At 59.7% G+C, this 16,771-nt stretch carries 15 protein-coding genes and 2 pseudogenes; 13 read left to right on the top strand and 4 right to left on the bottom strand.

Annotated features, from left to right (window positions below; translation table 11 throughout):
• Positions 1-55 precede the first annotated feature (55 nt).
• On the bottom strand, positions 56-889 hold the full coding sequence (locus RND78_RS25310; protein ID WP_312732712.1) for a WYL domain-containing protein: 834 nt from the start codon (positions 887-889) through the stop codon (positions 56-58).
• Positions 890-1,802: 913 nt separating this feature from the next.
• Positions 1,803-1,967 carry a hypothetical protein gene (locus RND78_RS25305; RefSeq protein WP_312732711.1) on the bottom strand — a complete coding sequence of 55 codons (165 nt, stop codon included), beginning with the start codon at positions 1,965-1,967 and terminating at the stop codon, positions 1,803-1,805.
• Between the two features lie 445 nt (positions 1,968-2,412).
• On the opposite strand from RND78_RS25305, the gene RND78_RS28535 reads away from it, so the two are divergent.
• The 3 genes and pseudogenes from RND78_RS28535 to RND78_RS25295 all read left to right on the top strand — a co-directional run bounded on the left by RND78_RS28535 (position 2,413) and on the right by RND78_RS25295 (position 3,154).
• On the top strand, positions 2,413-2,580 hold the full coding sequence (locus tag RND78_RS28535; protein ID WP_409457131.1) for a hypothetical protein: 168 nt from the start codon (positions 2,413-2,415) through the stop codon (positions 2,578-2,580).
• Positions 2,562-2,699, top strand: a complete 138-nt coding sequence (locus RND78_RS28530; RefSeq protein ID WP_409457129.1) for a hypothetical protein — start codon at positions 2,562-2,564, stop codon at positions 2,697-2,699. Before RND78_RS28535 ends, RND78_RS28530 begins: the two co-directional genes overlap by 19 nt.
• 197 nt (positions 2,700-2,896) lie before the next feature.
• Positions 2,897-3,154: pseudogene (locus RND78_RS25295) on the top strand (NAD(P)-dependent oxidoreductase).
• A gap of 140 nt (positions 3,155-3,294) precedes the next feature.
• Here the strand turns inward: RND78_RS25295 and RND78_RS25290 are convergent.
• Positions 3,295-4,194 carry an AEC family transporter gene (locus RND78_RS25290; RefSeq protein WP_312732710.1) on the bottom strand — a complete coding sequence of 300 codons (900 nt, stop codon included), beginning with the start codon at positions 4,192-4,194 and terminating at the stop codon, positions 3,295-3,297.
• 170 nt (positions 4,195-4,364) lie between these two features.
• Here RND78_RS25290 and RND78_RS25285 point away from each other — a divergent pair, with 170 nt between their 5' ends.
• From RND78_RS25285 to RND78_RS25250, 8 genes are all read left to right on the top strand, one after another.
• Positions 4,365-5,285, top strand: coding sequence for a LysR substrate-binding domain-containing protein (locus tag RND78_RS25285; RefSeq protein WP_312732709.1), 921 nt, complete (start codon positions 4,365-4,367; stop codon positions 5,283-5,285).
• Between the two features lie 122 nt (positions 5,286-5,407).
• On the top strand, positions 5,408-6,331 hold the full coding sequence (locus RND78_RS25280; protein WP_312732708.1) for an N-carbamoyl-D-amino-acid hydrolase: 924 nt from the start codon (positions 5,408-5,410) through the stop codon (positions 6,329-6,331).
• Between the two features lie 27 nt (positions 6,332-6,358).
• Positions 6,359-7,213, top strand: a complete 855-nt coding sequence (locus tag RND78_RS25275) for a D-amino-acid transaminase (RefSeq protein ID WP_312732707.1) — start codon at positions 6,359-6,361, stop codon at positions 7,211-7,213.
• Positions 7,214-7,327: 114 nt separating this feature from the next.
• Positions 7,328-8,926, top strand: coding sequence for an ABC transporter substrate-binding protein (locus RND78_RS25270; RefSeq protein WP_312732706.1), 1,599 nt, complete (start codon positions 7,328-7,330; stop codon positions 8,924-8,926).
• A gap of 35 nt (positions 8,927-8,961) precedes the next feature.
• Positions 8,962-9,903, top strand: coding sequence for an ABC transporter permease (locus RND78_RS25265; protein WP_312732705.1), 942 nt, complete (start codon positions 8,962-8,964; stop codon positions 9,901-9,903).
• Positions 9,904-9,912: 9 nt separating this feature from the next.
• Positions 9,913-10,788 (top strand): ABC transporter permease, encoded by an 876-nt coding sequence (locus RND78_RS25260; RefSeq protein WP_312732704.1) that lies wholly within the window; start codon positions 9,913-9,915, stop codon positions 10,786-10,788.
• Positions 10,785-12,434: an ABC transporter ATP-binding protein gene (locus RND78_RS25255; RefSeq protein WP_312732703.1), complete on the top strand. Its 1,650-nt coding sequence runs from the start codon at positions 10,785-10,787 to the stop codon at positions 12,432-12,434. The genes RND78_RS25260 and RND78_RS25255 overlap by 4 nt, the downstream gene beginning before the upstream one ends.
• On the top strand, positions 12,431-13,879 hold the full coding sequence (locus RND78_RS25250) for a D-aminoacylase (RefSeq protein WP_312732702.1): 1,449 nt from the start codon (positions 12,431-12,433) through the stop codon (positions 13,877-13,879). The genes RND78_RS25255 and RND78_RS25250 overlap by 4 nt, the downstream gene beginning before the upstream one ends.
• Here the strand turns inward: RND78_RS25250 and RND78_RS25245 are convergent.
• Positions 13,876-14,232, bottom strand: a complete 357-nt coding sequence (locus tag RND78_RS25245; RefSeq protein WP_312732701.1) for a RidA family protein — start codon at positions 14,230-14,232, stop codon at positions 13,876-13,878. The two genes, RND78_RS25250 and RND78_RS25245, sit on opposite strands and share 4 nt — an antisense overlap.
• 128 nt (positions 14,233-14,360) lie before the next feature.
• On the opposite strand from RND78_RS25245, the pseudogene RND78_RS25240 reads away from it, so the two are divergent.
• Positions 14,361-15,620: pseudogene (locus tag RND78_RS25240) on the top strand (D-amino acid dehydrogenase); the annotation flags it as partial.
• 479 nt (positions 15,621-16,099) lie between these two features.
• A complete protein-coding gene (locus RND78_RS25235) occupies positions 16,100-16,585 on the top strand; it encodes a DUF6012 family protein (protein ID WP_312732699.1) in 486 nt (161 codons plus the stop codon).
• The last annotated feature ends 186 nt before the right edge of the window (positions 16,586-16,771 follow it).

Here is a 16,771-nt window from a genome sequence, read left to right as displayed (position 1 = left end):
CGTTTGAAGAGCGGCGGATAGCGCTCAGCCGCCTTTTCTTGGCGAATTTGGTCAGTCAGGTCATGAATAGCCATTGCCGACACTCCTCAGTGTTCTCAACTGCTAACTGGTAGTCAGGGGGAACCTGTCGATCCACGTCCGTCGCCGCCATGAGCTCCTGCACCATGTAGTTCAAGAGGGCGGCCCTGCAACTTTCAACGCGTGCTGAGGCCCCGTTGAAGTATTCGTTTCTAACGACCTGTTGCTGTGCGGCGCTGAGTCTGGGGTGCGCGATGAGCCTGACTCGAAGAACGGCGGTCCAGGCATCGTCAGCAGCGACGTCCACCTCGCTAGATTCCGACAGCAACTGAACCTTGCTCATGCGCCCTAGCACAAAGTCGCGAAAGGCTTGCCGCTGCAGGCAGTATCCTCGGGCATGCCATCGCCGGCCGGCCCTCAACAGGCTGTGTGGCTCGATGGTCCGCTCGTGCAGCTCCGGATTGCTCATGGAGCAGTAGAGGAATTTCACGCGCAGGCGATCGGTGATCGCCAGATTCAGTCGGGAGAAGGTGCGCGGTGAGGTACGGGCGAAATCCCAGGAGATGGAAAGCGGTTTGCCGGGCGTGTCCGGCGCATAGGGGACCAGCATGGCGCTAACGACGCTGCTTTGCGAAACCCTCTCAGCCCGTTCGGCATCCGAGTAGGCCTTGGAAGTGGCTAGGTTTGCCTTGAGTTTGCTGTCCCAGACCACCCAATCAGGAAAGGACTCCCGGAAGTCCCGCAGCCACTCGCTGGCCCGGACGGGGCTCAGACCATATTCGTCAATGAGCCGGCCACGGCTGACCCGGCCTTCCCAAAGAAGGATACGGCCCACTCTGGCATCTCTTTCCTGACGGCCCTCAATAGACATGACGATCTTCGCCTCGTGATGGTTATCATGATGATATGGAAAAACATATGATATGTAAATCCGTATCATCATGTCGCGGCCAGCAGCGACACCTCTCCCTGGATATGTGCTGAAGTGCCAGCCGACTTCCCGTAGGGCTTATCAGCACTGGTCGCCGAATCCATCTTGACCAGGCCGCAGAAGCGCTTGGTGGGAGGTGCCGTAAGCGGAGGTATCTGGGTCGTTCCCAGGCGGGCCTATGGCACGTTAATATGCAATCTGATTGACGATAGGCTTGGTAGTGTCGTCGCCCCCGCAAATCGCTCCATCTGCCGCGCCCGCAAAAGATGTGCGTTTCTGACGGTAAGAGCGACGGTAGAGGCCCATGTCGATCATCGCAAATCCCTTAAGCCACGCGGGTCTGCGTGGCTTGTTGATGACATGGGATAGCCCGCCAGCAGGCGCTACGTTGCTGTAAGATTCTTACACGGCGGCGTCGCTGATGGGTCTCCCAACGCTTTTGGGCGTCTAAGCCTGAGCCACTTCAGCGACCTGGCGCCGCTCGACGCCGATCCGATCTATACAGGCCAGCTCTTCGAAACGTCGTTTGAACGCCAGGCGCGTGAAGGCTGGCCGTCAGGCCCTTATCTGCTTAGGGAGTGGCTGGATCCTCGAGTGACGGCCATGGGGGACCTGGCGGCGGCAGGTCGCATCGCTCGGTTGCCATCAGCACTAGGTCTGTCTCCTTGATGTTGGCCGGCATCTCCGCGGCGATCTCGAAGCGTGCCGCGATGGCCCTCCAGATCCGCGCCTCGGTCGCCTTGAAGCCTGGCAGCCGGTCTTTGAGGGGACTTACCATGTCGCCGACATAAGCCTCCGCGGCATCATGCAGCAGCGCATGAAGAGCGTCCGCTGGCGGCACCAGGTGGACTGGTCAATACGCTGTGTTGGCCAACGCTGTAGGGGGCCGGGTGTAGCCGGCGAATCGGCAGATGTTTGCCAACGCATGGGCGATGTCATCCAACGCCACCATGTCGGCTTCAGGCGCCAGCAGGTCAAATTGATTTCCGGACTGGGTGAGGATCCAGCTTGCGCTCAAGCTTTGCTCCTGTGAGGCGAAAGATCAAGTACTGCCCACCGTAACCCATCACGCCCGCTGCGCTCGGCGGCGGCTTGGGCCAGCGCTTCGCATATTCGGACGATGTACCCGGGCGCTAGATGTCTCGGATCGCATGCGAGATCACCCTCGGCCGTGCCGCGTGCTTGAAGCGCCCGCTAGATGATTCCTGCAAAAGATGCATAGTCCACCTGGGGCACGATTACCTCCTTTTTGGGCTTTGCGGGGAGTAGTGCAGTCCGTCCGGGCAGTGTTGCCTGCTCTCGAAAAGTAGCTAGGAATCAAGCATCCGAGGCTTCCCTTGATTGCTCTGGGCCGCGCCATGACTATGCGGCGATGGCGCAGCGCCGATTCCACCGATGCGCATTGATGTGTGCCGTTCATGCCGCTTTTCTCCTGAGCAAAGGGTGTTGTCCCGATCGACCGAGTGGCCACCACCGTTACCGCCATCGCCCTGGTGTCCTACATCGCCATGGCCAGCGTGATCGGCGGCGGCCTCGGTACTCTGGCCATCCGTTTCGGCACGGCCACCGGCCGAATCGATCTCCTGACTTCAGTGAACTGCGCGTTATTGGGGTGCATGGGACGGGGTTAGACAATATCGATCTCGACGCCGCCAGGGATTTAAATGTGCCGGTGTTGAACACCCGGGGCCGTAACGCTAGCTTGGTCGACGAGCATGCGATCACACTGATGTCGGCGCTGAACAAATAATTGGTGCCTAGTTACACCGCTGCAAAGCGGGCAACATGGCGTTCCGTTTCGGGGCGCAGTTTCGCGAACTGCACGGACAAACGCTGAGGCTTGTCGATTTTGGTGCGATCGGTAGGGCCACCGGGGCGCTGGCGCTAGATATGCAGGTGCAGGTCTTAGCCCGCAGCACCACCGAAACGTAGTTGAATGCGTTGGGCGTGCCGCGAGTGCAAAGCCTTGAGGCACTGCTGGGAAGCAGCGATATTGTCTCGCTGCATTTGCCTTCTGGGCCACAAACGTGCCATTTCATTGGTGCCGAGCAACTGTGGTAGATGAAACCTTCGGCGCTGTTGATCAATACCAGGTGCGCGCCGCTGGTGGATGACGCTGCGTTGATTCAGGCGATTCAAACGGGCGTGATCGCGGGGGCATGGCTCGACGTTTACGCCTTCAACAGCATGCAGCATGCCTGCTGATTATCCGTTGTTACACATGCCTAACGTGCTGTTGACGCCGTACAACGGCGCATCCACAGAGCAGTCGTTGATTCGCATGGCTACCGCCGTGACGCAGGTGATGGCGGTCGGCCAGCCGCAGGAATCGGCTGGTGCAAGGCTCAGACGCAGGCGTTGATCCACATCCACAGCGGCAGGGTCAATGCTGATAGCAGGGTCGAAAGGCAAATGGCCGAACTGGCCTTTTGGCTGTCTTCCAGTGAGCGGGCGAAGCCCAGAACGTTGACCCCGCTGGGGTTCGCTGCCATCAACACCAAAACGCCGCGCGGTATGCCGCCGATCCCCATGGTCATGCAGAACAGCAACACGAGCAATGGCAGGAGAAAAAGCTTCGCAGCCGTTATACCGATCGCGTAAAGGTCAGGCCGCAGTCGATGACCTGAGAGGTTGGCCCCCAGTACGATCAGCGCACAGGGCAGCGCGGCCTGGGCGAGCCAGCGTGTCAGTTGCAGCGCCCAATCCGGCAGGGTCAGATTGGTTAAATTGAACGCAACACCCAGCAGGAGGCCGACGATCATCGGGTTGGCCAGGCTGGCGATCAACGTCGACGATTTGAGCGGTTCGCTTCCGGCGACGGTGTTATAGAGACTCTGGAAGCTGAACAGCAGAAGGCTGTGGACGGCCAATACGGTGAATACAAGCACCAACGCGCCATTGCCGAAGACGGCGGCGACCATGGGAATGCCAACCAGCGCGTTATTGCCAAAGGCGGCGGTCAGACCGAATGGGGTTGGGTGTCTGAGAAAGGCATGAGCGATCAGGTTCACGACGCTGAACACGATGAGCGCCGGTACGAAGTACGCTACCAGAATGTTCATGGGCAGGCCGTCGTGTAGCGGCGCTGTAAGCATGCCAGTGAATAACACCATAGGCATGAACAGCTTGAAGGCGAGGCTGCCCAGGGCCTTGGTGGCGTTGCTATCGAGCGCACCGCGTCGGGCCAGCACGTAACCGAGAATGATTAAAAGGAAGACAGGCAGGATCGTTTGCGGCACGGACACGGCAAGGGCCTCTGGAAAGGTGGGCGCATTATTGCCGAGGCTTTTATGGCGTGTCAGCGTAAATCTCAGGCTAATTAATTTATTGGCATACTAATTGCTATGATCCTATAACATCTTGTTAAACCCCAGCTCCTATGCGGGATGCCTAACAGCCCATCGAGGTAGCGTTCATGCAATCCCTGAATCTACGGCAGATTGAGGTGTTTCGTGCGGTGATGATCGCTGGTTCTATCAATGGCGCAGCGCAGTTATTGCTGATTTCGCAGCCTGCCGTCAGTCGCATGCTTTCTCACACCGAAGCGCGTATCGGTTTTCAACTGTTCGAACGGGTGAAAGGGCGGCTATATCCGTCGCCCGAGGCTCGACGTCTGTTCGCTCACGTCGAGTCGGTTTATCGCGGCATCCAACGGGTGAATACCACCTTGCACGACCTGGTGCAGCAACGCCATGGTGTATTGCGCATTGTCAGCAGTCCAAGCCTGGGGCACCAATTTGTACCGGATGCTATCACCAGCTTTCGTCGTGAGAACGCCGACATTCGGGTGAGCCTGGAGTGCCTGCGGCACGTCTCGCTGCGCGATCGGTTGCTGGATCAGCAGGCGGATTTAGGCATATCGCTGTTTCCCGTCGACCACCCTAACCTACGTGCCGTGCCGCTTAGCGACATTCGAGTGCTGGTGGTATGTCCGGCCGATCACCCATTGACCCGCGTGCCGGCCGCTGACTTAAGTCAAGTGCTAGCCGAGTCGCCCTTCATTGGATATCCCGCCGATACGCCGTTTTTCAGTTTCGTGAAACCGGCGTTTGAACGCCAAGGATTACCTTACTGGCCCGACATCGATGTGGATTCGCCCCATCACGCTTGTGCATTGGTTAAGAACGGCGCGGGTTTCGCGGTCGTTGACGAAGTTTCCTGGCGTGCATCGGGCAGCGAGCGCATGACGGTGCTGCCGCTTTTGACTGACGAAAGGCTGACTGTCAGTCTGGTGCATCTGCGCCGAGAGCCGCTGGCGCAGTTCGCCCAGGGCTTTGTCGAGCAGCTGAGACGCACCCTCGCTGACAGTGGTCTGGAACTGTTCGGTGATGATTAACAAGAAGTTATTCAGTGTCGACGTATTGGCATGCGACAACCCACGTTTGCCTTCAGACAATGGTCTCCACGTAGTTCAACAGCCCAACCGGGTTTGGTCCGGTCTCGTGGAGGAGCGGCAGCATGCGCGAAATCATTATTGGCGGCGCCCAGTTGGGGGCTATCCAGAAAAACGAATCCCGCGACAGCGTGGTCCAGCGCATGCTGGTGCTGCTGGAGCAGGCTCGCCAGCAAGACTGTGGACTAGTGGTGTTTCCGGAGTTGGCGCTGACGACGTTCTTTCCTCGCTGGTACATGGAGGATCAAGCGGAGGTTGACACCTGGTTCGAATCCGAGATGCCCAGCGCTGTCACCCAACCGCTGTTCGACTTCTCCCGTGAGCATGGGATGGCGATCTCTTTCGGCTACGCCGAGCTGACCCCCGAAGGTCGCCATTTCAATACCTCGATCCTCACCGACCGCGAAGGCAACATCGTTGGCAAATACCGCAAGGTGCATTTGCCAGGGCATGTGGAATTCGACACCGAGCGTGATTTCCAGCATCTGGAAAAGCGCTATTTCGAACCCGGTGATCTGGGCTTCCAGACTTGGGAAACCCAAGGCACGGTCATGGGCATGTGCATCTGCAACGATCGTCGCTGGCCGGAAACTTACCGTGTCATGGGCCTGCAAGGCGTCGAACTGGTGCTGTTGGGCTACAACACGCCTTCCATCAACTCCCAGCGCCAGGCCGAAGGTGAAGAGCAGCGCCTGTTCCATTCGCAACTGTGCATGCAGTCCGGCGCCTACCAGAACGCGACCTGGGTCGTAGGCGTGGCCAAAGCCGGTGTCGAGGACGGTTTCCCGTTGATGGGCGGCAGCGTGATTGTCGATCCGAACGGCTTCGTGGTTGCTAAGGCTCAAGGGCAGGGCGATGAGTTGATCGTGCATGCCTGCGACATGGACCTGTGCAACTTCGGCAAGACGACCATCTTCGACTTCGCCCGTCATCGGCGCATCGAGCATTACGGCATCATCACCAGCCAGACCGGCGTTCAGCGTCCCTGAGCTGTTTATTGATCGGAGAAACGACCCATGCGCAGCGTGTATCTCAACGACGCCTTCGTACCTGAAAACGAAGCTAGCATCTCCATTTTCGACCGCGGCTTCATGTTCGCTGATGGCATCTATGAAGTGACAGCAGTGCTGCAAGGCAAGCTGGTAGATTTCGATTTGCACATGGCGCGCCTGTCGCGGTCGTTGCGGGAGATGGCTCTGGACTTGCCGCTTGACGCTGCCCAGTTACTGGCGATCCATCGCGAATTGATCGCCCGTAATGAGCTGGCCGAAGGGCTGGTGTACATGCAGGTCACTCGCGGTGTCGAGGATCGCAACTTTCTGTACCCGCCCGCAGGCAGCGCGTTGACCGTGGTGCTTTACACCCAGGCCAAGGTGGTGCTGGACAGTCCGCTGGCCAAACGCGGCATGAACATCATTGGTTTGCCTGACTTGCGCTGGGGCCGCAGCGATATCAAAACGACCCAGCTGCTCTATGCCTGCATGGCCAAAGAACAAGCGAAGGCAAAAGGTGCTGACGATGCCTGGCTCGTGAAGGACGGGTGGGTGACGGAAGGCACCTCCAATAACGCGTTCATCATTACCCACGATGGCGCCGTAGTGACGCGTGAACTATCTCGCGCTTTGTTGCCCGGCATCACCCGTGGCGCCTTGATTGAACTGGTCAGGGAGCACGATCTGCGCCTTGAAGAGCGTGCCTACACCCTTGAAGAAGCGGCCGCGGCGGCGGAAGCCTTCATCACTTCATCCACCTCATTTGTTTACCCGGTAGTGAGCATCGACGGGCAACTCGTCGGTGATGGCAAGCCTGGCAAGCTGACCCAGCGTTTGCGCCAGTTGTACATCGATCACGCCATGGCAGTGATGGTGTAACCGCGACACTTCACTACTCAGACGCCCGCAGAGGCGTCGGGTTTGTCACAGCTATTTCGCACACAAGGAAAACTGCCGACACCGTACGTAGCCCACTGTAAGGAGTGTTGGAGCATGAAATTACGCCCGTCCCGCGCTGTGATCGCCCGCCTGTTAATGCCTGTTGGCTTGGTGGCTGCGCTGCATGCACCGTTCATACTGGCGGCTGAAAAGACCCTGCACGCCGTAATGTCGTCATCGCTTCGTGTGCTCGATCCTATCGCTACCACGGCACAGATCACCCGCAATCATGGGTACATGATCTACGACACCCTGATCGGCATGGACGAACACTTCGTTCCGCAGCCGCAAATGGCGGACTGGACGGTCTCGCCGGACGGGTTGACCTACACCTTCCACCTACGTGACGGCCTGCTGTGGCATGACGGCGCACCGGTCACGGCCGCCGACTGCGTTGCGTCGCTCAAGCGCTGGGCGCGCTTCGACGTAGGTGGCCAGCTGATGATGAAGTATACCGCCAGCATCGTCGCCACCAACGAAAAAACCATCACCCTGACCCTGGCCAAACCGTTTGGCTATGTCCTGCAACTGCTGGCCAAACCGTCCTCGGTGGCAGCCTTCATGATGCCTGAGCGCGTTGCCAACACCCCTGACGGCAAAACCATCACGGACTACACCGGCTCCGGCCCCTACGTCTTCGTCGCCAAGGAGTTCGACCCAGGCAACCGGGTCGTGTACGAGAAATTCAAGCAGTACGTACCGCGCAAAGAGCCGGCCAGCGGCACGGCAGGCGGCAAAGTAGTCAAGGTCGACCGCGTGGAATGGATCAACATGCCGGACCGCATGACCGCGATCAACGCGTTGTCATCGGGCGACATCGATTTTATCGAGCAATTGCCCATTGATTTGCTGCCAATGGTCCAAGCTGACAATCACTTGAAATCGGGGATATTGAGCAAACTCGGCTCCATGACCGGCGGCCGGTTTAACTTCCTATACCCACCGTTCAACAACCCGGATATTCGCCGCGCAGCGTTACTGGCAATGAACCAGAAGGACGTGCTCGAAGCGCTGGTGGGCAACCCCGAGTTCTATAAGCTTTGCGCATCCGTGTTCGGCTGCGGCACGACGCTGGAGAGCGACGCGGGCGGTGAGTCTCTGACCCGCGGCGGCAATTTGGACGCGGCGAAAGCGCTGCTGAAAAAAGCCGGTTACGACGGCACCCCGGTGGTCATCCTGCAGCCAACCGACGTGCCGAGCCAGGCACCTCAGCCGGTAGTCGCCGCCCAAGCCTTGCGCAAGGCGGGCTTTAACGTCGACCTACAACCGATGGATTGGCAAACCCTCGTGTCGCGCCGCGCCAACCAGAACCCGCCATCCCAAGGCGGCTGGAACCTGTTCTTCACCTACTGGAACGCTGAAACCATCTGGAACCCGGTCGTCAACCCGATGCTTGATGGCAGCGGACAGAAAGGCGCCTGGTTCGGCTGGCCAACCGATCCAGAGATGAACCAGTTGCGGGTGGACTTTGCGACCGCCACTGACCCCGCGCAGCAGAAGGCCATTGCCGTGCAGATTCAGAAACGCGCCATGGACCAGATCGCCTACATCCCGCTGGGTCAGTACTTCGACGTCGCCGCCTGGAACAGCCATATCACTCATTTGATGACCGGCCCGTCCACGGTGTTCTGGAACGTCGAAAAAGCCGAATGATCGCCGCGACTTGATTCTTGCCTTCGGAGGCTTCGATGTTGAGTTATTTCCTGCGCCGAGTGCTGGCGGCGGTTCCGGTGATGCTGGTGGTCGCACTATTCGTGTTCCTCCTGCTTCGCCTGTCGCCCGGCGACCCCGCGGCGATCATCGCTGGGGACATGGCAAGTCCTGAACAACTGGCGGCGATCCGTGAAAGCCTGGGGCTGAACCAGCCCCTCTACCGGCAGTTCTTCGTGTGGATCTGGCAACTGCTGCACGGTGATTTCAGCATCTCGCTGATGGCCCATACTCCGGTGCTGAGCATGATTGCCCAGCGCGTGGAGCCGACCTTGAGCTTGGCACTGGTGGCCATCCTGTTCACCATTCTGATCTCGGTACCGCTGGGTGTACTGGCGGCCTGGAAACACGGGAGCTGGATCGACAACCTGGTGATGTCGACCTCCGTGTTGGGCTTTTCAATTCCAGTGTTCGTGATCGGTTACGTGCTGATCACCGTGTTTGCCCTGGAGTTGAAGTGGTTGCCGGTGCAAGGTTTTCGCAGCATCACCGAGGGCATCGGGCCGTTTGCCCTGCGCATCGTGTTGCCTGCGCTAACACTGTCGTCGGTGTACGTGGCGCTAGTGGCGCGTATGACTCGCGCCAGCATGCTCGAAGTGTTGGGTGAGGATTACATCCGCACCGCGCGAGCCAAGGGTCTGGCTGAAGGGCATGTGTTGTTTCGCCATGCGCTGCGCAACGCAATGATTCCGATCCTCACAGTCATCGGCACCGGGTTCGCGCTGATGATTTCCGGGGTTGTAGTCACCGAAAGCGTGTTCAACATTCCGGGGCTCGGGCGGCTAATCGTGGACGCCGTGCTCGCCCGCGACTACCCGGTGATCCAGGGCATGATTCTGCTGACCAGCGGTGTGTATGTCGTCATCAATCTGCTGATCGACCTGTCGTACGCGATCAGCGATCCGCGCATTCGATACTGAGGCAAGGCCATGAGCAAACCCGTTTCTTTGAGCCTGCCTACGCCACGCCGTCGATTCATCAGGCTGAGCGGCGTGCCCTTCACCTCGGCGTTAGCGTTGGTGGTGCTGATGGCGATCGTAGGCATGGCGATATTTGCCTCCTGGATCGCCAACCACGATCCGGTGGCGCTGTCGCCAGCATTTCGCCTCAAGCCGCCAAGTGCCGAATTCTGGCTGGGTACCGACGCCTATGGGCGCGACCTGTTTTCACGAATCGTTTATGGGGCGCGCATCTCGCTCACCGTCGGTGTCGGCGTCACGGTGCTGAGCATTCTGATCGGTCTGCCGTTGGGGCTGTTGGCGGGTTACTTCCGTGGACTCGACGCGCTGTTGATGCGGGTCATGGACGGCCTGATGGCGATCCCGGGCATCTTGCTCGCGATTGCGATCGTCTCTTTGAGCAGTGCCGGGATCTGGACCGTGATGATCGCGATCATGGTGCCGGAAGTCCCTCAGGTGGTGCGGCTGGTGCGCTCGCGGGTGCTGTCGACCCGTGAAGAACCGTACGTCGAAGCAGCCGTGTTGATGGGCACGCCAACCCTGAAAATTCTCACCCGTCACCTGATGCCTAATACGCTGGCACCGCTGATCGTACAGGGCACGTACATCTGTGCCTCGGCAATCCTCACCGAAGCGATTTTGTCGTTCCTCGGCGCGGGCATCGGCACCGAAATCCCGACCTGGGGCAACATCATTTCCGAAGGGCGGGTGTACTTCCAGCTCAAACCGTCGCTGGTGCTGTGGGCGGGGCTTGCGCTGTCGCTGTGCATTCTCTCGATCAACCTCCTGGGTGATGCCGTGCGCGACGCGCTGGACCCACGCATGAAAAAAAGGAACGCCGCATGAACGACCAGTCGAATACCATTCTGCGGGTCGAGCATCTGTGCGTGAATACGGCCGAAGGCCGGCCGATCCTACAAGACATCAGCCTTGATATCCGCGCGGGCGAGACAGTGTGTCTGGTGGGAGAAAGCGGCTCAGGCAAGTCCGTGACCTCGCTGGCCGCTCTTGGCTTGCTGCCCAAAGGCGCGTTGCAGGCTACCGGTGGCCGGGTTCTGCTGGACGGCGAGGATGTGTTGCAGGTCAGCAACGCTCGTCTCAAAGCGCTGCGCGGCAGCCGCATGGCCATGATATTCCAGGAGCCGATGACGGCCCTTAATCCGGTACTCAGTGTGGGGCGCCAGATCGAAGAGGTGCTGCAGACACATACCGATTTGGGAGCCGTGCAGCGACGGGCGCAGGTGATGAACGCACTGGCGCAGGTCAACCTGCCGGACATCGAGCGCATCCATGACGCCTTCCCGCACCAGCTAAGTGGTGGCCAGCGTCAGCGCATCATGATTGCCATGGCGCTGGTCCTCGAACCACGCCTGCTGATCGCCGACGAACCGACCACGGCGTTGGATGTCACCACGCAACAGCAGATACTTAAGCTGATTCGCGAGTTGCAGCAGAAACACGGTACGGCCGTATTGTTCATCACGCATGACATGGGCGTGGTCGTGGACATTGCCCATCGGGTCTGCGTGATGCGCCAGGGGCAAGTGGTCGAAGCAGGTACGGTCGAAGAGGTCCTGTCCCGGCCCCGCGAGATATACACCAAAGCGTTGCTGGCCGCGGTACCCAGCCTCACGCCTCGCGCGGCGCGCGAGGAGCCCCAGCGTGCGCAAAGGGTGCTCGATGTCATTGAATTGGGCAAAGTCTATCCGACGGCGGGCGGTGGCTGGCGTTGGTTCGGCAAGGCGCGCGAAGGCACGCGGGCGGTGCATGACGTGTCGTTCACGCTCAGCCGCGGGCGTACGCTGGGCATCGTGGGTGAAAGCGGCTCAGGTAAGTCCACTGTCGCCCGCTGCGTGATGCGTCTGCTGAATCCATCCCACGGTGCGATCAGGGTCACGGGCAAGGAGATCTCCGAGCTGTCAGCCGCGAGCCTCAAGCCTCATCGCAAACGCATTCAGATGATTTTTCAGGATCCTAACCGGTCGCTGAACCCACGCATCACCATTGGCAGAAGTCTGGTCGAAGGCCCGATGAACCATGGCGTGCCTTTTGACCGAGCCTGGGCGCGTGGTCAGCAACTACTTGAACTGGTTGGTTTGCCACAGGATGCCATCGTGCGTTATCCGCATCAGTTTTCCGGGGGGCAACGCCAGCGTATCGCTATTGCCCGTGCGCTGGCCATGGAGCCGGACGTGATCGTCGCCGATGAGGCCGTATCGGCGCTGGATGTGTCAGTACAAGCGCAAGTGCTGCAACTATTGGACGACATTCAGCAGCGCCTGGGTGTGGCCATTCTGTTCATCACCCATGACCTGCGGGTAGCGGCGCAGTTGTGCGATGACGTGCTGGTGATGCAACGCGGTCAAGTCATCGAGTACGGCCCGGCGGCGCAAGTGCTGGCCGCGCCCCGTGAACCCTACACACGGCAGTTAATGGATGCGGTTTCGGGGAAGGGTTGGGATTTCGCGACTGGACAGAGGACCCCTGCATGACTTTCGACTTGCTGTTTCGTGGCGTCACCGTGGTTGATGGCACTGGTGCTGAGCCCTACAGCGCCGACGTGGCGACTCGGGGCGATCGCATCGTCGCTATTGGCGATCTCGCCAGGCATGAGGCGCAGCGGGTCATCGAGGGCCAAGGCCGCTGCCTGATGCCGGGATTCATCGACGTGCACACCCACGACGACACCAATGTCATTGGTGCACCCGAGATGCTGGCCAAGCTTTCCCAGGGGGTGACCACTGTAATCGTCGGCAATTGTGGTATCAGCGCCTCGCCCGTATCACTGCCGGGTGTGCCGCCCGATCCTATGAACCTGCTTGGGGCGCAAGACGCTTTCGTTTATCCGACCTTCGATGCCTATGTCCAGGCCGTGGAGCAAGCGGTGCCGAGCGTCAACGTGGCGGCCTTGATCGGGCATACGGCGTTGCGTGCCAATGTCATGACGCAGTTCGATCGCCCTGCGGCTGAAGGCGAGCTGGAGGCCATGTGCGAGGCATTGGATAACGCATTGCGTGCCGGCGCCATCGGCCTGAGTACCGGATTGGCCTACACCAACGCGAAGCAGGCGCCGCTGGCCGAAGTTCAGCGTCTGGTGGACATTGTTGGCAAACACGGTGCGTTGTACACCACCCATATGCGCAACGAACACGACGGGTTGCTGGATTCATTGCAAGAGTCGTTCAGCACCGCCCGCAATGCCGGTGCGGATCTGGTGATCTCGCACCTCAAATGTGCAGGCGCCGGGAACTGGGGGCGTGCGCCTCTGGCCCTCACCGCGTTGGAAAAGGCCGCCAGCGAACAGTCCTGCAATTGCGATTGCTATCCGTATTCAGCCAGCTCGACCACCTTGGACGCCTGGCGTGTCGACGGGCAAATGGAGATTTACATCACCTGGTCCGACCCGCACCCGGAAATGGCCAAACAGACGCTTAAGGAAATCGCCGCTCAGTGGGGCGTGTCGCAGTGGGAAGCGACCGAGCGACTCCGACCTGCGGGCGCCATCTACCACATGATGAGCGAGGACGACGTGCGCAAGATCCTTGCTCATCCCTTATCGATGGTGGGTTCGGACGGCCTGCCAAATGACCCGAATCCTCATCCACGACTGTGGGGTACCTTTCCTCGGGTATTGGCGCACTACTGCCGTGAGCTGAAGCTGTTCGACCTCGCCGAGGCTGTCCGCAAGATGACCGGTCTTTCCGCTTCGCGCTTCCGGTTGCAGGACCGCGGCGTACTGCGCGAAGGCGCTTTCGCTGACTTGGTCCTGGTGGACATGGCTCGTATAGAAGACGTTGCCACGTACAGGGATCCATGCCGTCAGGCGCCAGGCATCGATCTGGTGGTGGTCAACGGTGTAGTCAGCTATGAAGACGGCAACGTGCAGCAACGTCAGGGGCGCTTACTCAAGCGCCAGCCTGCCGCGGTAGGGGGTTAGGCGTCGATGGCGGCGGTCAGCATGATCTCGACCAGCACGTCCGGCGAGGCCAGGTCCGCCTGGATCGTGGCACGTGCAGGTGCCGTGCCTTCCGGGAGCCACTGGCTCCAGACTTCGTTCATAGCCGCGAAGTCGGCACCTATGTCCTTGAGCCAGATTTGCGCGCTCAACAGCTTGGATTTGTCGCTGCCGGACTGGGCCAGTAGGGCATCGATCTTGGCCAAGATTTGGCGCGTCTGTCCCGCGCAGTCCTGGCTGCGGTCATCGGGTACCTGCCCTGACAACCCGGCCAGGCCGTTATGAACGACGACTCCGCTGAGGCGCGGATTCACGGAGATTCTCTGGATGCTCATGGCAACTCCTGATGTGGAAAGGATCGGCGACGCTAACCAAGCCCATCGTGCAAGGCCATGACCAATATGGATGCCGGCCATAACTTCGCGCTAAGGCCGCACCGCATTACGTATCAGAAGAGGGCAAGCCTGTGCAGGTAGTGGTGATAGGAGCAGGGGTCGTGGGTTTGGCCAGTGCCTGGTATCTGGCGCAACAGGGCATGCAAGTCACATTGGTGGATCGTCACACCGACGTCGCACAGGAAACCAGCTTCGCCAACGGTGGCCAATTGAGCTACAGCTATGTGGCGCCGCTGGCCGATCCTGGTGTCATCGGTAAGTTGCCGCAATGGCTCTTGCGCGCCGACTCGCCGCTGCGTTTCAAACCGCGCCTGGATCTGCAGCAGTGGCGTTGGTGCCTGGGGTTTTTGTGCGCCTGCAACGACGCTCAGGTCCGACGAACCATCGGTGAAATGCTTAGCCTGTCGTACCTGAGCCGCGATGCGCTCGACGACTTGCTGGCAGTTTACCCGCTGGACTTCGATCTGATTCGCACCGGTAAACTGGTGGTGTACCGGAGCGCAGCCGCTTTGTCCGCGGCTGCGCCGATGGTGGAATGGCAATGCGCGCTGGGGGCTGATCAGCAGATCCTGGACAGTGCGGGCTGTGTTGATCTTGAGCCATCATTGCAATCGGTGGAGGGGCAGTTAGCCGGAGGGATTTACACACCTGGTGAAGCCACCGGCGACTGTTATCGTTTCTGCCAAGCCTTGCAAGGGCTGCTGTCGGGTCTGCCCAACGTGCAAATGGCGCTGGGGCACGAGGTGCGTGCGCTGGTAAGCGAGGGGCAACAGGTAATCGCAGTTCGCACCGATCAGGGGGACATCCCCGCTGATACGGTGGTGGTCGCGGCGGGGATGTCCAGCGTGCCACTGCTCAGGCCGCTGGGGATTAACCTACCGCTCTACGCGTTACGCGGTTACAGCCTGAGCGTACCGATGGGCGCAGACTGCCAGGCACCGCGGTTAAGCGTCACCGATGCAGCGCGCAAAATTGTATACGCGCCCCTCGGCGACCATTTACGCATTGCGGCGATGGTCGATATGGGGGTGACGCGGGCGGAGATCGATCCCGCACGTATCGGCCTTCTCAAACAGCAGGTTGTAGAAACGTTCCCGGATCTGGATCTCAGCAGCGCGAAAGCTTGGGCCGGTTTGCGCCCCAGTACAACCCACAGCAAGCCAATGATTGGCCTGGCGGAGGGTATGCGCAATTTGTGGCTCAACGTAGGGCAAGGGGCCTTGGGATTCACCTTGGCTATGGGCAGCGCGAAACTTCTAGCCTCCCAGATGACGGGCGAAAGCGCACCGATAGACCCGACGCCTTTTTCAATTGAGCTCACTCCTTGAACCCGTCGCTATCATTTACAGTACGCGGCGCGTGACAGAGCAAAGCGCAGCCTTGCGTTTCACTTGAGGTGAAAGAGTGCCTGCAAAGCATCAATCATCAACTCTTCAGCGGCGATTAGCTTAGTGCTCAACAACTCGAGCTATTTCGCCGAAGTGTTTCGATCGGGGGCTTTGTAGTAACCGGCAGGCCATTCGCCCGAGCGAATGGCCTGTTGGTGACACATTCGCGACTTTCTTCCTGGTACCTGAACCAATCGAGCGTGTGCTGCCTGACCTGCTCGGCAATGCAAACGAGGTCATCAAGATGATCTGGCTCTGCAGTGCGGTGGCGCTGCCCGTAATGCTCAGGGTTGCTCGCGATACCGAAGCTATGCGGTAAAACCGCTCGCCGATCGTCCTGAGCGCGCTATATAAGCGGCGATCCGCTATTCAAGCGATCTTCCGGCCGGCTAGCAACCCGACGCGCGAGGCAGCGGCCCATGCTCATCCACCTGGTACCACGGTTCATGACCTGTCCGGTCTCGGGGCCGCACGTCCAACTGATCGATCTGCGGATCGACTCAGTTGGCCTGCTCCTGCGTGAGCGGGTAGAGCTGGCCACGCTCCGGCCGATGCCGAACAAGTGCATAGCAATCGGCTGCAACGAGCGTGGCCGCATGGCGCGAGTAGGGCTGCTGATCGCTACGCTCCGGCCAGCCAAGCCGTTCAACATGGTGTATCGGTGGGCGGTAGCGGCGGAGCAGCTGATCGTTCAACGGGTGCACTATGAGCTGTTTGGCGATGCAGACGCTTACCAGGTCTTCTCAGACAAGATGGCGACCTGGCCACAGCAACCGGCGGAGCATCAGCATTCCATCCCTACATTCGCCCGGCCGAGGCTAGAAGCGATGTGCCTAGTACCCTGTAACAAGGTCGTCAACCAGCGGGTGGGGGCCAATGGACCGCTGCTCGAGCGCGGGGAGTAGTTCCAGGTCCCTCTGCTGGACCGGGGTGATTGGTTTAAGCGGCTGAATGAGCCCTTGGGTGACCGGGTGCCGCGCCTTGAGGACGTAGTGACCTACCTGTCCGCTCGGTACCGAAAGCCATGAGATCGACCCCTATCCCTTTGCTTCCTGTGAGGACTAGGTGTGTAAACCCAGTACGTTGTTCAC

It is taken from the genome of Pseudomonas oryzihabitans, from assembly GCF_032027545.1.
GTDB classification, from domain to species: Bacteria; Pseudomonadota; Gammaproteobacteria; order Pseudomonadales; family Pseudomonadaceae; genus Chryseomonas; species Chryseomonas oryzihabitans_F.
This window is presented reverse-complemented; position numbering and strand designations above follow the sequence as displayed.

Bases quoted from the DNA above. Each gene is read 5' to 3' on its own strand.
- RND78_RS25280 (WP_312732708.1), top strand. From the start codon at position 5,408: ATGCGCGAAATCATTATTGGCGGCGCCCAGTTGGGGGCTATCCAGAAA.
- RND78_RS25270 (WP_312732706.1), top strand. From the start codon at position 7,328: ATGAAATTACGCCCGTCCCGCGCTGTGATCGCCCGCCTGTTAATGCCT.
- RND78_RS25255 (WP_312732703.1), top strand. From the start codon at position 10,785: ATGAACGACCAGTCGAATACCATTCTGCGGGTCGAGCATCTGTGCGTG.
- RND78_RS25235 (WP_312732699.1), top strand. From the start codon at position 16,100: ATGCTCATCCACCTGGTACCACGGTTCATGACCTGTCCGGTCTCGGGG.
- RND78_RS25245 (WP_312732701.1), bottom strand. From the start codon at position 14,232: ATGAGCATCCAGAGAATCTCCGTGAATCCGCGCCTCAGCGGAGTCGTC.
- RND78_RS25310 (WP_312732712.1), bottom strand. From the start codon at position 889: ATGTCTATTGAGGGCCGTCAGGAAAGAGATGCCAGAGTGGGCCGTATC.
- RND78_RS25275 (WP_312732707.1), top strand. From the start codon at position 6,359: ATGCGCAGCGTGTATCTCAACGACGCCTTCGTACCTGAAAACGAAGCT.
- RND78_RS25250 (WP_312732702.1), top strand. From the start codon at position 12,431: ATGACTTTCGACTTGCTGTTTCGTGGCGTCACCGTGGTTGATGGCACT.
- RND78_RS25265 (WP_312732705.1), top strand. From the start codon at position 8,962: ATGTTGAGTTATTTCCTGCGCCGAGTGCTGGCGGCGGTTCCGGTGATG.
- RND78_RS25260 (WP_312732704.1), top strand. From the start codon at position 9,913: ATGAGCAAACCCGTTTCTTTGAGCCTGCCTACGCCACGCCGTCGATTC.
- RND78_RS25285 (WP_312732709.1), top strand. From the start codon at position 4,365: ATGCAATCCCTGAATCTACGGCAGATTGAGGTGTTTCGTGCGGTGATG.